Genomic DNA, 13,867 nt, shown 5'->3' on the forward strand with positions numbered 1-13,867 from the left:
TCAGCGCGCGGGCCGGAACTGGTGCAGCACCAGCTCGTCCCCGCTCGGGATTGCTTCGAACTTCTCGTAAAAGACCTCGACGGGCATCCCGACGTCGATGGCCGCCGGTTCGATATCGCACAGGTTCGACACGATGCGGACGCCTTCGTCGAGCTCGATCAGTGCCACGACATAGGGGTATTGGAGGAAGGGGAGCGGCGGGTATTGCGGCATCACGAAGCTGTAAACCGTTCCGCGCCCGGTCGATTCGATGGAATCCCAGTTGAGCGACTGGCAATTTCCGCACATCGGACGGGGCGGCACCCGCAGCGTCTTGCAGTCGGCGCAGCGCTGGATCAGCAGCTTGTGGTCCTTGAGGCCCGACCAAAAGAATTCGGTGTCCGGGCTGATCGACGGAGCAAGTCTGGTCGCCATCAGTCCCCAGCCGTTCCGGCGGGGGCCCCGCCCGTCTTGAATCGCAGCGTGCGGAACCATTGGCGGCCGATGACTTCGCCGTTCTGATCGCGGTAGGTGGTCACCCACGTGACGAAGAATCCTTTGCCCATCGCGGTCGTCTTCTCGTCGGAGATCGAGTCGAACACCGTCTCGCCGGTGATCTCGTCACCGACGCGGGGATAGCGTTCGATCTCGAACTCAGAGTTCGTCGCGATGATGCCCGTGTAACCCGCGTCGGAGAGGAATTGCAGCGGGTTCGTCTTGATCTCGATCGGCACGCCGCCGCGCTCATGGATGCCGGCGAGCTTGGGCGGCGGCATCGTCCAGCTCTGCAGCATCACGGGCGGGGAAACCAGGCCGCCGTAGCGGGAGTTCTCCGCGAACTCGGGATCAAGGTAGGCGGGATTCATGTCGTCCAACGCGTACGCCCAGTGCCGGATCATCGCGGCGTTCACCGGATCGGGGGCGCGGGAGGGTCTGCCGACTCCGTCGGTGGGCGTCCCGATCAACGCGTCGAGGCGCTCGCGCAGGTCATCTTTGGCTAGCTCTGTCACGTGGATTTCCCCTCTCCGGAGGCCCGCACGTCTCGGGGTGCGCGGGGCATCCCAAGGCCGGCCATAGCGATGATGTCGCGTTGAAGTTCGTTGGCTCCGCCGCCGAATGTGTTGATGACCGCCAGCCTGTAGGCGCTTTCCAGCTCGCCCTTGAGCGGAGCTGCCGAGTCCTTGCGGACACCCGCCTGTCCGACGACTTCGAGCAGTTCGCGGGCAACCTGTTGGGTGAGCTCGGTGCCGAAAACCTTTGTCGCCGAGGCCTCGCCCATCCCGAGGGCACCCGAACTCATCGTCGCGTTCACGCGCAGGTTCAGCAGCCGGTAGGCGGCGACCTGCGCTTCCACCCGGGCCAGGGCCTGCTGCACCCAGGGCTGATCGATGACCATGCCGTCGTCGAGCGGTGTCGTCGACGCCCACTTGAGCGTCTTGGCGAAGAGCGGCTCCAGGGCACCGAGGTTGCCGAGGGCGGCGCGTTCGAGGTTGAGCTGGTTGGTCACCAGTGTCCAACCCTGGTTTTCGCCGAGCACGATGGCGCTCTCGGGTACCCGGACGTCATCGTAGAACGTGTAGTACGTGGACACCCCCGGCATGGTGTGCAGCGGCTTCCAGGAGAACCCGGGCGAGTCCGTCGGCACGATGAACAGGGTGATTCCCTTGTGTTTCTTGACGGTTGGGTCGGTGCGCGCCGCCAGCCAGATGTAGTCGGCGAACTCCGCGCCGCTGGTGAACATCTTCGAACCATTGATGACGAACTCGTCGCCGTCCCTGACCGCGGTGGTCCGCAGCGAGGCGAGGTCGCTCCCGGCGCCGGGCTCGGAGTAACCGATCGCGAAATCAACGGTGCCCTTGAGGATCGCGGGGAGGAACTTGGCCTTCTGCTCCTCGGTGCCGTACTGAATGAGCGTGGGGCCCACAGTGTTCAGGGTGACAAACGGCAACGGTGCATTGACCCTGCGCGCTTCCTCCGAGAAAATGTACTGTTCCAACGCGGTCAGCCCGCCGCCGCCATATTCGACCGGCCAGGCGACGCCCAGCAACCCGGCATCGCCCAGAGCGCGTCGGCACTCGGTCATCGCGGCGCCGCCCTCGGTGAGGTTGGCGACGGCGGCGCGGCGCTCCGGGGTCATCACCGCCTCCAGGCGCGTCCGGTAATCTTTGCGGAGCTGCTCCTGTTCGGGCGTGTAGTCGAAGTCCATCAGTTGCCCGCCCCCAGTCGGATTGGCATGCGTTTCACGCCCGGCACCATGGTTGCGCGCAGCCGGGTCACGTCACCGGTGAGCTCGATCGTGGGAAAGGCGCCCAGTAGCACCTCAAACATCACCCTGGCTTCCAGGCGCGCGAGCTGGGCGCCAAGGCACGCGTGCTCCCCGGCCCCGAACGCGATGTGCGGGTTGGGATTACGGGTGATGTCGAACTCTTCGCAGGTGGGCCCAAAGATCTCTTCGTCGCGGTTGGCGGAGCCGTAGAGCATGACCACTGTGTCGCCCGCCCTGATCTGCTGGCCGCGGATCTCGACGTCCTCGGTCGCGCGGCGGGCCATGTGGGTGACCGGGCTGGTGTATCGCAGCATCTCCTCGACCGCGCTGGGCAGCAGCGACGGGTCCGATCGCAGCAGCGCGAACTGGTCGGGGTGGTCGATCAGCGCCAACGTGCCCAACGCGATCAGGTTGCGCGTGGTTTCGTTGCCGGCGACCAACAGCAGGAAGGAGAAGTTGAGCAGATCCGCGTCGGTGAGCCGCTCGCCGTCGACCTCGGCCGCGGCCAGGATGCTCAGCAGGTCGTCCTGCCCGCTGACCTCGCCGGAGCGCCGCGCGGCGATGAGCTTGGTGAAGTATTCGTACAGCTCACCGAGCGCGACGATCGAGTCCAGTTCGATGTCCGGGTCGGCGGTGCCGACCGCCGCGTCCGACCACGCGCGGAATTGCTCCCAGTCTTCGGGTGGGGCACCGAGCATCTCGGCGATCATCCGGGTGGGAAGGGGCGCGGCGATCTCCTCGGCGAACTCGTACTCTCGCGACGGCTCGACACTGTCCACGATGCCCTTCACGATCTGGCGCACCTTGGGCTCGAGCAACTGCACCTGCCGGCGCGTGAAGCCGGAGTTGATGAGCTTGCGGAGCTGCCGGTGGCGGGGAGGGTCGGTGAAAATGAGGTTGCCTTCCTGAACGGGTTCAGGCTGGCTGGGATCCGGAATCGTGATGCCCTTCGTCGACGAGAAGGTCAGTGGGTGGCCCGAAACGTAGCGGACGTCTTCGTACTTCAATAGCGCCCAGAAGTTGGTGACGTCGTTCCACACCACTGGCGTCGTGTTGCGGAGTTCCCGGTAGACCGGGTAGGGATCGCCGGCGTAGAAGTCCGGAGAGTGCAAGGGAACTTTAGTAGTGGGCACAGCATGCCTTCCTTGACACTGGGGGCTGGCCGGACAGATGGAGCAAGAATGTCCGTTTCCATGCTGTCTACAGGAGAGCTAGATCATCTGTCAATCGCCGTATATTTGTCCGCAAACGGCGCAAATTAGCCGTTGACGGCGTTGGCGTCGGCGTGTACACACAGGTTGAGTATGTAAGTTATCTCGGTGGCGCGGTCGCGCTGCCTCACGATCGTGCAGTCAGGGAAGGCAGGCAGGATGGCTGGGTCGCGTTCGCTCCTGGAGGCCTACGGTCACTACATCGACGGCCGATGGACCGACCCGGACAGCGGACGCTACGACGTCGTCAATCCCGCCACCGAGGCGGTGATCCAAACGGCGCCCGACGCGAGCGTGGCGCAGGTCCAGCGGGCGATCGCCGCGGCCAGGACCGCTTTCGACACGGGCCCGTGGCCCGCGGCAGAGCCCGCGGAAAGGGCCCGATGCCTGCAACAGCTCAGCGATGCGTTGATGGCCAGGGGCGAGGAGGTCTACGCACTCGCGCAGGCCGAGTGGGGTTGTTCCGCAAACGAACGGCTGATTCACGTCGACGGCCCGGCATTCATGGTCGGTCATGCTGCCGAGCTCGCCACGGAGCCCGCCGAGGCGCCGATGGATGCGTGGGGTGCCGCGGGAACCACGGTGTTGCGCTACGAACCGCTCGGTGTGGTGGCGGCCATGACGCCGTGGAACTTCCCGCACACCCTCAACGTCATGAAGCTGGGCGCTGCGCTGGCGGCAGGAAATACGCTCGTGCTCAAGCCTTCACCTCTGACACCGCTGGCCGGCCTGGCGCTGGCGCGAATCATCGACGAGGACACCGACATTCCAGCCGGCGTCGTCAACGTGGTCACGCCGACCGGCGTCGAGGCCAGCAAAAGCCTGACGCTGGACCCCAGGGTCGACATGGTGAGCTTCACCGGCAGCTCAGCGGTCGGCCGCGATGTGATGGCGGGTGCGGCGACCACGATGAAGCGAGTGTTGCTGGAGTGCGGCGGCAAGTCGGCGACCATACTGCTGCCCGACGTCGACGTCAGCGACGAATTGTTGGAGCGGCTGCTGTTCGAAGGATGCACGATGCATGCCGGTCAAGCCTGCATTCTCAACAGCAGGTTGCTGCTGCCCGAGGCGATCCACGACGAGGTGGTGGACCGGCTCGCCGAGTTGGCCCGCGGGGTCGTGATCGGTGATCCCGTCGATCCCGCGGTCACCATGGGACCGTTGATCAGCCGCGAGCACCTCGACCGTGTCGAGGGATTCGTCAAACGCGCCGAAGCCGACGGCGCAACGGTCGTGGCCGGAGGAGCCCGTCCGAAGGATCTGAGCCGCGGTTTCTATTTCGAGCCAACGATACTCACCGATGCTTCCCCCGACTCGTATATCGCGCAGGAGGAGGTGTTCGGTCCCGTGCTGACCGTGTTGCGGTATCGAGACGACGACGATGCGTTGGCCATCGCCAACAATTCGTCCTACGGCCTTGGCGGCGCGGTGTGGGGGAGCGATCTCGATCGCGCGGTGGCCATCGCGCGCCGGATCAGGACCGGGCAGGTATCGATTAACGGCACGATTCCCGGAGACGCGCCGTTCGGGGGGTTCAAGCAGAGCGGCATCGGTCGTGAGGGCGGCGTGATGGGGCTGCGGGCCTACATGGAGCCCAAGGCCATCGGGATACCCGCGTGAACCGGCCCCTGGCGGGCTTGCGCGTCGTCGAGCTGGCCTCCGAGATCGCGGGCCCCTATTGCACGAAGCTGCTCGTGGACCTGGGCGCCGACGTGCGCAAAATCGAGCCCCCGTCAGGTGACCCACTGCGCCGCTGGGGTCCCTTTCCGCCGGAGGGCCCTCATCCGGAGCGAAGCGGTCTGTTCGAGTACCTGAACGCCGGAAAGCGCGGCACCACACTTGATTTCGCACATGATGGCAGCCGTGACGCCTTGCGCGAAATGATCTCTCAAGCGGACCTTCTTGTCGAAGACCTGCCAGCGGGCGCGCCCGAGCGCCGGGCGTGGGGCCTAGACGCAGAATCGCTGGCCCAGGTCAGCCCGAATCTTGTCGTGGTACGAATCTCGAGCTTCGGTCAGAAGGGGCCGCTGCGCGACCGGGTGACGACTCCGCTGACCCTGCAGGCGGCGGCGGGCTGGGTCAACATGCGTGAGCCCGGCCGAGCGCCGGTGCAGGCCGGTGCCCGAATTCCGGAGTACATCGCGGGCGGCTACGCGGCCCTCGGCGCGCTCACGGCCCTACACATCGGCACAGCCGAAACGAACCGGCCGGTCGAGGTGGACGTGTCGATCTTCGAGTCGCTGTTGTCGACACTGCCCTATCCCATGCTGATGGCTGCCCGCCTGAAAGCCCTTGGCTTGCCGACGAATTCCAAGGCCGCGCCGATGCTGGGTATCGTGCGTGCCGCCGACGGCTGGATCGGGATCAACTGCCTGACCGGTCAGCACTGGTTGGACGTGTGCGCGATGGTCGGGTTGCCCGAGTTCGGCGACCATCAGCTCGCGATCATGCTCGGCGGGCCCGAGCGCGACGAGTTCTTCGCCAAGGCCCAGCCCTTCCTTGAATCGATGTCCGTTGCCGATCTGGTCGAATTGAGCCAGGCCATGCGCATTCCCGCGGCGCCGATCACCGAAGGCGACACGATCCTGGGCTGCCCGCAGTATGCGGAGCGAGGGTTTTTCGTCGAATCAGCCGCTGAAGCATGGCGCTTCACCAGACCGGGAGCGCCGTTCCGGCTTTCGAAGACCCCGGCGCGGCCGCCCTTGCCTGCTCCCGCCCTGCGAACAAACGGCGCGCAGGCCACGTGGAGCGAGCGCGGCGCACCCCGTCCGAGGGGCGACGGTATCGACGTGTCGCTGCCGTTCGCCGGGCTGAAGGTGTTCGATTTGAGCACTTTCTGGGCGGGCGCATACCTGACGTGCTACCTCGGTGCGTTCGGGGCGGACGTGATCAAGGTCGAATCCGTTCAGCGCCCCGACGGACACCGCTACTCGGGCGCGCTGCTGCGTGAGGGCGACGACTGGTACGAGCGTGGGCCGCTCTGGCAGGGAACCAATCTCAACAAGCGCGACATCACGCTCGATCTCACCTCTGCCGCCGGTCGCGAGCTGGCGCTGCGACTGGCCGCAGAAGCCGATGTGGTGGTGGAGAACTTCTCGCCGCGCGTGGTTGAACAGTTCGGGATGGATTACGACTCCATCGCGCACAACAATCCCGGCGTGATCATGGTGCGGATGCCCGGGTTCGGGCTGGACGGGCCGTGGCGCGACTACGTGGGCTGGGCGCTGAACATCGAACAGGTGTCAGGCATGTCGGCCGCGACCGGTTATGCGGACGGCCCGCCGTGCAATCTGCAGGGGCCCGCCGACCCGATCGCCGGCGTACACGCGTGCGTCGCGCTGCTGGCTGCCCTCGAGCACAGGCGGTCCACCGGTGAGGGGCAGCTGATCGAGGTCGCGCAAATCGAGGTTGGCGCGGCGGTGACTGCCGAACCCGTCATCGAATACTCATTGACGGGAGCGGTGCGGCAGCGCGAGGGAAATCGCCACCGCGAATACGCCCAGGGCGTCTACAAAACCAGCAATGTCGACGAGTGGGTCGCGCTCACGGTGCGGGATGACGCGGATTGGCTTGCGGTGCTGGACGTGATTGACCGTCCCGATCTACGTGACGACCCGATGTTTGCGAACGCAGAAGCGCGCCGGGCAAACCACGACGAGTTCGATGAGGTACTGGCGAATTGGACATGCGGGCGAACCGCGGAGGAGGTCGTGGCAACGTTGGGCCGGCATGGTGTGCCGGCCGAGCGACTACTGACGGCCGATCAGATGTATGACGTCGAGCAGCTCGACGCGCGCGGCTTCTATCAGGACCTGGACCATTCGATCACCGGCCGACAGAGGTTTCCCGGCTGGCCGTTTCGCATCTCGCCGGGACCCGCGCACCATCACCGAACCGCGGCGCCGACGCTCGGGCAGCACAACGCCGAGGTGCTTGGAGCGCTTGGCCTTTCCGCTCAGGAAATTGCCGCATTGCGTGAGCAACGTGTCATCGGGGAACGTGTGCTGAACGCGTAGCCGATGACCTCGGCCCGTTCGGTCAGGCGTCGACCATCGCGGCGATCGTGTCGACGACACACGCCGGGCGTTCGCTGCCCTCGACTTCGACGGTGACGCGAACCGTGGCCCGGCCGCCCTTGTCGTTGCGCTCCACCTTGAGCAGTTCGGCGCCCGCCCTGATGCGTGAGTCGACCGGTACCGGCGCGGGGAAGCGCAGCTTGTCGCTGCCGTAATTGACCTGCATCGCCAAGCCGGTCACCCGGTAGATCTGTTGCACGAGAATGGGTACCAGCGACAGCGTCAGATAGCCGTGCGCGATCGTCCGGCCGTAGGGGCCGGCTGCCGCCTTCTCCGGATCGACGTGAATCCATTGATGGTCGCCGGTTGCCTCGGCGAACAAGTTGATTTCCTTCTGAGTGACCTGGTGCCAGTCGCTGAAACCGAGGTGTTCGCCGACGTGAGCCTCGAAGTCGGCGATTCCGTCGTAAACCTTCGGGGATATGCGCGCCCGGGTCATGCCGGGACCTTGAGTCCCAACTGCTCAATAGCGTTGCCGCCCATGATCTTCGCCTCGGCGGCCTCCGAGATGCCGTCGAGCCGGTCTACGAAGCTCAGCGGATCACCGATGCCTTCGGGGTGCGGGAAATCGGAGCCGAACATCACGTGATCCTCGCCCATGATGTCGATGATCCCCTTGAGGTCGTCCTCGAGGAACGGATGGATGTAGATGTTTCGCTTGAACACCTCGACGGGGTGCTCGTCGAACTCCTTGGGCATGATCTTGTACGCGGTGTTCAACTGTTCGAGCAGATTGCGCACCCAACCGCTGCCGTTCTCGACGCAGAAGATCTTCAGATCGGGGAAGCGGGACAGGGCGCCGTGGCAGATCATCGCGGCCAGCGTGTCCTCGATGGCGCGGTGGCCCATCACGACCTCGCGTAACGCGCTCGGCTTGAAGGACAGGTACTCGTCACCGCCCTCCCACTCCATGAGGTGCTTCTGGTAGCCGCTGTCCGAGGCATGCATGGTGACCGGCATGCCGGCGTTCACGACTTCTTCCCAGAACGGGTCGAACTCGGGAAGGCCCATGGAGCGCGAACCGCCGAAGCGGCTGGGCACGGGTGCGGGCCGCACCAGGAAGGTCTTCATGCCGTGCTCGACGCCCCAGCGGAACTCCTTGATGGCTTCGTCCACCAAGGGCAGGCAGATGACGGGGGTCGCGAAGATCCGGTCGTGGTAGTTGAACGTCCAGTGCTCGTGCATCCACTCGTTGAGCGCATGAATGATCGCGTGGGTGAGGATGACGTCGTCGGTCGTGCGTTCCTCGATGAGGCTGGCGAGGGTCGGGTACATCACGCACTGATCGATGCCGAGTTCGTCCATCAGTTCCAGTCGGGGCGCGGGTGACTGGTATGCCGGGATGACATCCATTGCCTCGCCGATGAACTCGCGGAAGTTGAGACCCTCGGGATTGTTGCCGAGGAAGTAGTCCTCCGCGCTGCCGGGCCTGGCAACTCGCTCGAATGTCGGATTCGGGATCATGTGGCTGATGTGGTCCTTGACGACGAGTTTGGGCCGGCCGTTGACCTCGACGTAACCGACCTTTCCGCGGTGTTCCTTCGGCAGGTATTTGGTGAGCGCTTCGGTGGTCTCGTACATGTGGTTGTCGATGTCGAAGACCGGATACGGCAGGGACCGGGGTGACATGAGGCTGAACCCTCCTCAGAGCAGCGAATATGAACATTTACGCTATTTGAGAACGACATTATCACCTATGCTATTCAGCATCCAGATCGGGGTCAGGACGCTTGGATTCCTTTCCATGCGCCGATCACAGCATCGGTGGTGGTCACCGTGGCGAGCAGTGCCAGCGTGTTGTCGATGATCGACTCGGCGTACTCCCGCGGATACCCGCTCACCGCGTCGCGCGGCAACACGAATTGATAGCTGCGATTGACCGCGTCCATCGCGAAATTCTGAATGGCTATGTTGATCGAAACGCCCACTCCAACAATGGTCTTGATGTTCATGTTCCGCAACACGGAGTCAAGATCGGTACCGGTCATGGGCCCGACGCCGTGGGTGCGTGTCAGCACGAGGTCGCTGGGTACCGGGCCGAACTCGGGGAGAAGCCACGCGCCAGGGCTGCCGGGAGTCAGGTCGGCGGCGAAGGATTTCCCAGCCATGAACAGCCGGGCGTTGGAGTTCGATCCGCGGTTGTCCGGGCGCTTCTCGATGAGGCAGTGCACTACCGCGACTCCCGCCGCCCTAGCGGCGTCGAGCAGTTTGGAAATGTTCGGAATGGCCTCGCGGCGAGCCTCTTCGGCGAGGTATGGGAGGCCGGCTTGCGGACCTATGACCCCGCCCTGGCACTCCTGAGTCACGAGCGCGGTGGTGGCGGGATCGAGCAGCGATTGGAGCGATGGTGGCGGCATGAGAATAGACGTTATCGTGTGCGGGAACTAAATTTCCAACGAGGAGGCCCCATGGATGTCTGGGAGCTCGAGGTGCGGGAGGCGGTACGACAGACGCTGGCCGACTACACCGCCGCCACCGATCGATTCGATCTCCACGCGCTGGCTTCGTGTTTCGGTGATGCGGGCGTCTTGGAATTCAGTGGTGGTACCGAGCCGCTGAGGGGATCGGCGGAAATCGCGGCCGGTCTCGGCGCCGCGGTGACCCGGCCTTCGAAATCGGGGCAACCGGCACCGACCCACGTCCGGCACCATGTATCCAGCGTCCGGTTCGGGTCGGTGGCCCGCGACAGGGTCGAGGTCAGCAGTTACTTCGCCGTCCACACTGACATTGGGCTCGACCACTGGGGCCGTTACCGCGACATATTGGTCCCCATCGGAGGTCGGTGGCTGTTCGCCCATCGCCGGATCAGTGTGGACGCATTCGCCGCGGACAGCCTGATGGCCTAAGGATCATGCCGTGATGAACTCCTTGCCGAATGCGCGCGAACGCTCGATGAGTTCGGCCCGGTCCGCGCCGGGCGACGCAATGGTAAGCCAGGTGACGCCCATTGCCTCGAGCCTCGCGATGGTGGCGTGCCGTTCGTCGGCCGATCTGCTGTCCTCCAACAGGTTTCCCGCGGAAAAGCAGATGTCCAGCGGTGCGGTGCGGCCGATTTCGGTTGCGTAGTGCCTGGCCCAGTCGATGGCGGCCGCCAACTCGTCGATCGTCGAGATCTCCGCGGTGCGCGACGCGGCGGCGTAGCCGAACGTGTTGAACGGCGCCCATCCCTGAGCGCGCGATACCGCCCGCCGCACGGCCGGCTTGCTGTTGCCGCCGACCCACACCGGTGGCCGGGTCGCCGGCAGCGGGCGCAACCGAACGCCGCGGGCCGCGAACGTCGTCCCTTCGTAGGCGATGTCCTCGCCGGTGAGCACCTTGTCCAACACGTCCAGCGCCTCATCGAGGAGGGCGCCGCGGTTGTCGAAATCGATTCCCAGGGCCCTGAATTCGGGCTTGAGGTATCCCGCCGCCGTTCCGAGGATCAATCGACCTCTCGACAGCGAGGCGAGGCTTTGAATCGATTTGGCGCCGAGAAAAGGATTGCGGTAGGCGGCGATGTAGACATTGGTCAGCAGCCTGACATCGGTCGTTGCGGCGGCCGCGAAAGCCAACGCGACGAACGGATCAAGGGCGTGGTGGCCGCCGTGGTCGAGCCACTTCGCATCGGGTGCGGGGTGATCGGTGACCTGGACGGCCGCGAACCCGCTCTCCTCGGCCACTCGCGCGATGTCGGCGATCGCTTCGGCGGTTACGAACTCATCGACCGATTCGACACGATGAGTCGGCAGTTCGAGGGAAAAGGAGACGGTCACGAGGATCCTTTCATTCAGAGACGAGCGTGGCCAGGCGCTGCGCGTGGTAGTCCGGGTCGCCGAAAATCAGCTGACTGACCTTTGCGCGTCGGACAAACAAATGGGCGTCGTGTTCCCAGGTGAAGCCGATTCCGCCGTGAATGCGCATGTTGTCGAGCGCAACCTGCAGGAAAGCCTCCGAACACACCATCTTCGCGACCGAGGCGGCGGTCGGGAGATCATCGGTGGCGGCCACTTCGGCCGCATGTGATTCGGCCGAACGTGCGCCCTCTACCTGGACCAACATGTCCGCGCACCGATGCTTCACGGCTTGGAAACTACCGATCGGCCGACCGAATTGAATGCGATCCTTGGCGTAGTCGACGGCCATATCGAGGCACCGTTGCGCCGCGCCGACCTGTTCGGCGGTCACCGCGATAATGGCGAGGTCGGATGTGCGCGCGAGGAAGTCCGCGGCGCCACCTTCGGTCCCGATCAGCTCTGCGCGGGCGCCGTCGAACTGCACCCGGGCCAGCTTGCGGGTGCGGTCGAGACTGGCCAACGGTGTGCGACGAAGGCCCTGTGACCCGGCACGTACCGCGAACAACGAGATGCCTGCGTCGCTGATGGCCGGCGACAGGATGACGTCCGCGGTGTGGCCGTCGATCACGAGAGGCGCCTCACCACGGATCCGATAGACGGTACCGTCGCGGTCAGCCCGCACCGTCACCGCGGCGGGGTCCCATGCGTCTAGCCGGCCGTTGAGGATCAGCGTCGCTGTGGTGGAGCCGTCGACGAACCCGGGGACGAACCGCTCCACCGCCGCGTCGTCGCCGCTGGCGAGAATGGCCTGCGTCGCCAGCGCCACGGTGGCGAAGAAGGGGGAGCACACCAGCGCGCGTCCCATTTCCTCGAACACCACCGCCAATTCGGCCACGCCGGCACCGGCCCCGCCCCATTGGTCCGGCACGACGATGCCCTGCAGTCCCAACTCGCCCGCCATCTGGCGCCACGACGCCTCGTCGTACCCGATGTCCGTCGCCATCAGCTTGCGAACGGTCTCGCTGGGCGATGTCGCGCTCAAGTAGTCGCGGACGACGCTGCGAAGCTCGTCGACCTCACTTGACGGCACGCAGGGCATCCCGGTTCGGCCTCACCCGGGCTGCTGCCGGATCTGTGATACGCAGCGCGGCAGACCGAACGCTCAGCGGTGCCCACCCGATCATGTTGTCGTACATCGGTTTTGATGGAGTCATGTCTTCCTTTGCGCGATCGCGGCCGACGCCGGCGTCCCTCACTCGGGCGCCTGGCCATCCCACGCGAGATGGCCATTGTCGGATCAGGATAGTATGTTTTGTGAAAATAGAGAATAACCATTCTCGCGCTTAAGGAGCGAAGCGGTGACGACGAAACTCGACTACGGCATCTTTGACTGCGACACCCACTGCTACGAGACGCGGGACGCGTTCACCCGTTATCTGCCGGAGGAGTTTCGGGACCGGGCGATCACCACCGTGCGCGGGGCGGACGGCGTCGAGGTGATCCTTGCGGGACATCGGGTCGCCACGTTCAACAGCGAAGGGGGACTGGGCCTCGATGTCGCTTATCGGCCGGGCTCGCTCAAGGAGATGCTCAAGCAGATGGGATCGGGCAACCCCGAGGAATCCTACGAGCCGCAACCCATGCAACCGGAATTCATCGAGCGCGGTGCGCGCCTTGCCGTCATGGCGGAGCAGAACATCGAGCGTATGGTCATCTATCCCAGCGGTATGGCCCTGGCCGCCGAACACTACGTCGACGACACAGCGGCACTGTACGCCAACCTGCGCTCGTTCAACCGATGGTTCGACGAAGAGTGGGGTTTCAACTACGAAGACAAAATTTTCGCCACGGCGCTGATGTCGTTGCGCGACTTGGATTCTGCGATCGCCGAGACGGAGGCCATCATCGCGCAGGGCGCAAAGTTCGTGCTGCTGCCGACCGGGCCGGCTTACGGTCGATCGCCCGGCGACCCGTACTTCGACCCGATTTACGCACGCTTGCAGGAGGCCGGCTGCATCCTGGTGTTCCACATCATGCCGTTCTGGTACTTCAATGCGATCTCGCCCGCTTGGGGACAAAACTCCGACCCGGCTTCTTGGCACATGTCGGCGTGGCAGTGGATGAATGTCTACGGCCAGCGCCCGATCGAGGAGACGTTGTCCGCTCTCATCTTCGACAACCTCTTCGGTCGCTTCCCGGGCCTGAACGTCCTCGTCGCCGAGCACGGGGCGGAATGGGTGCCGTTCTTCGTCAAACACATGGACAAGAGCAGAGGGATGGGCCGCAACGGGCCTTGGATTGGTGGGAAGCTGACGGAGCGGCCTTCGGCGATCTTCCGCCGTCATGTCCGTGTGGTGCCGTACCCCGAGGACGACATCCCGGCGATCGTCGAGGGCCTAGGATACGACGACTGCTTGGTGATGGGCTCGGATTACCCACACGCCGAAGGCCTGGCCGTGCCGGCCGAATTTGCCAAGCTGCTCGACCCGCTCGACGACGCCGCCAAGCGACGGATCATGCGCGACAACGCCGACCAGTTGCTCTCCCGGAGCTAAACGCCCG

Annotated in this window: 13 protein-coding genes; 4 read left to right on the plus strand and 9 right to left on the minus strand. The window is 64.8% G+C overall.

Features of this window, described 5'->3' with window-relative positions; translation table 11 throughout:
* The 4 genes from AC0KTM_RS06965 to AC0KTM_RS06980 are packed head-to-tail and all read right to left on the minus strand — an operon-like array spanning position 1 to position 3,357.
* Positions 1 to 414: a Zn-ribbon domain-containing OB-fold protein gene (locus AC0KTM_RS06965; protein ID WP_225326995.1), complete on the minus strand. Its 414-nt coding sequence runs from the start codon at positions 412 to 414 to the stop codon at positions 1 to 3.
* Positions 414 to 989: an FAS1-like dehydratase domain-containing protein gene (locus AC0KTM_RS06970; protein ID WP_014711341.1), complete on the minus strand. Its 576-nt coding sequence runs from the start codon at positions 987 to 989 to the stop codon at positions 414 to 416. The genes AC0KTM_RS06965 and AC0KTM_RS06970 overlap by 1 nt, the downstream gene beginning before the upstream one ends.
* On the minus strand, positions 986 to 2,185 hold the full coding sequence (locus AC0KTM_RS06975) for an acyl-CoA dehydrogenase family protein (protein WP_238957681.1): 1,200 nt from the start codon (positions 2,183 to 2,185) through the stop codon (positions 986 to 988). Before AC0KTM_RS06975 ends, AC0KTM_RS06970 begins: the two co-directional genes overlap by 4 nt.
* Positions 2,185 to 3,357 carry a cytochrome P450 gene (locus AC0KTM_RS06980; RefSeq protein ID WP_225327045.1) on the minus strand — a complete coding sequence of 391 codons (1,173 nt, stop codon included), beginning with the start codon at positions 3,355 to 3,357 and terminating at the stop codon, positions 2,185 to 2,187. The genes AC0KTM_RS06975 and AC0KTM_RS06980 overlap by 1 nt, the downstream gene beginning before the upstream one ends.
* A 258-nt stretch (positions 3,358 to 3,615) precedes the next feature.
* Here AC0KTM_RS06980 and AC0KTM_RS06985 point away from each other — a divergent pair, with 258 nt between their 5' ends.
* Together AC0KTM_RS06985 and AC0KTM_RS06990 are read left to right on the plus strand one after the other, a co-directional pair.
* Entirely contained in the window at positions 3,616 to 5,076 is a 1,461-nt protein-coding gene (locus AC0KTM_RS06985; RefSeq protein ID WP_225326993.1) for an aldehyde dehydrogenase family protein, read from the plus strand.
* Positions 5,073 to 7,472, plus strand: coding sequence for a CaiB/BaiF CoA transferase family protein (locus AC0KTM_RS06990; protein WP_225326992.1), 2,400 nt, complete (start codon positions 5,073 to 5,075; stop codon positions 7,470 to 7,472). Before AC0KTM_RS06985 ends, AC0KTM_RS06990 begins: the two co-directional genes overlap by 4 nt.
* A gap of 22 nt (positions 7,473 to 7,494) precedes the next feature.
* Here AC0KTM_RS06990 and AC0KTM_RS06995 read toward each other — a convergent pair whose 3' ends face one another.
* From AC0KTM_RS06995 to AC0KTM_RS07005, 3 genes are all read right to left on the minus strand, one after another.
* Positions 7,495 to 7,971, minus strand: a complete 477-nt coding sequence (locus AC0KTM_RS06995; RefSeq protein WP_225326991.1) for a MaoC family dehydratase — start codon at positions 7,969 to 7,971, stop codon at positions 7,495 to 7,497.
* Positions 7,968 to 9,161, minus strand: a complete 1,194-nt coding sequence (locus tag AC0KTM_RS07000; RefSeq protein WP_225326990.1) for an amidohydrolase family protein — start codon at positions 9,159 to 9,161, stop codon at positions 7,968 to 7,970. The genes AC0KTM_RS06995 and AC0KTM_RS07000 overlap by 4 nt, the downstream gene beginning before the upstream one ends.
* A 92-nt stretch (positions 9,162 to 9,253) precedes the next feature.
* Positions 9,254 to 9,889 (minus strand): cysteine hydrolase family protein, encoded by a 636-nt coding sequence (locus AC0KTM_RS07005; RefSeq protein ID WP_225326989.1) that lies wholly within the window; start codon positions 9,887 to 9,889, stop codon positions 9,254 to 9,256.
* Positions 9,890 to 9,940: 51 nt separating this feature from the next.
* On the opposite strand from AC0KTM_RS07005, the gene AC0KTM_RS07010 reads away from it, so the two are divergent.
* Positions 9,941 to 10,378 carry a nuclear transport factor 2 family protein gene (locus AC0KTM_RS07010; RefSeq protein ID WP_225326988.1) on the plus strand — a complete coding sequence of 146 codons (438 nt, stop codon included), beginning with the start codon at positions 9,941 to 9,943 and terminating at the stop codon, positions 10,376 to 10,378.
* Positions 10,379 to 10,381: 3 nt separating this feature from the next.
* Here the strand turns inward: AC0KTM_RS07010 and AC0KTM_RS07015 are convergent, their stop codons facing one another.
* A complete protein-coding gene (locus AC0KTM_RS07015; protein ID WP_238957684.1) occupies positions 10,382 to 11,284 on the minus strand; it encodes a TIGR03619 family F420-dependent LLM class oxidoreductase in 903 nt (300 codons plus the stop codon).
* 10 nt (positions 11,285 to 11,294) lie between these two features.
* A complete protein-coding gene (locus AC0KTM_RS07020) occupies positions 11,295 to 12,395 on the minus strand; it encodes an acyl-CoA dehydrogenase family protein (protein WP_225341154.1) in 1,101 nt (366 codons plus the stop codon).
* Between the two features lie 268 nt (positions 12,396 to 12,663).
* Here AC0KTM_RS07020 and AC0KTM_RS07025 point away from each other — a divergent pair, with 268 nt between their 5' ends.
* Positions 12,664 to 13,860, plus strand: coding sequence for an amidohydrolase family protein (locus AC0KTM_RS07025; protein ID WP_225326985.1), 1,197 nt, complete (start codon positions 12,664 to 12,666; stop codon positions 13,858 to 13,860).
* Positions 13,861 to 13,867: the final 7 nt, after the last annotated feature.

This window comes from Mycobacterium sp. NTMscope_Eco_3, from assembly GCF_976985685.1.

Coding starts and splice junctions, on each gene's coding strand:
- AC0KTM_RS06965 (WP_225326995.1), bottom strand. CDS start 414: ATGGCGACCAGACTTGCTCCGTCGATCAGCCCGGACACCGAATTCTTT.
- AC0KTM_RS06995 (WP_225326991.1), bottom strand. CDS start 7,971: ATGACCCGGGCGCGCATATCCCCGAAGGTTTACGACGGAATCGCCGAC.
- AC0KTM_RS07000 (WP_225326990.1), bottom strand. CDS start 9,161: ATGTCACCCCGGTCCCTGCCGTATCCGGTCTTCGACATCGACAACCAC.
- AC0KTM_RS07010 (WP_225326988.1), top strand. CDS start 9,941: ATGGATGTCTGGGAGCTCGAGGTGCGGGAGGCGGTACGACAGACGCTG.
- AC0KTM_RS07005 (WP_225326989.1), bottom strand. CDS start 9,889: ATGCCGCCACCATCGCTCCAATCGCTGCTCGATCCCGCCACCACCGCG.
- AC0KTM_RS06975 (WP_238957681.1), bottom strand. CDS start 2,185: ATGGACTTCGACTACACGCCCGAACAGGAGCAGCTCCGCAAAGATTAC.
- AC0KTM_RS06985 (WP_225326993.1), top strand. CDS start 3,616: ATGGCTGGGTCGCGTTCGCTCCTGGAGGCCTACGGTCACTACATCGAC.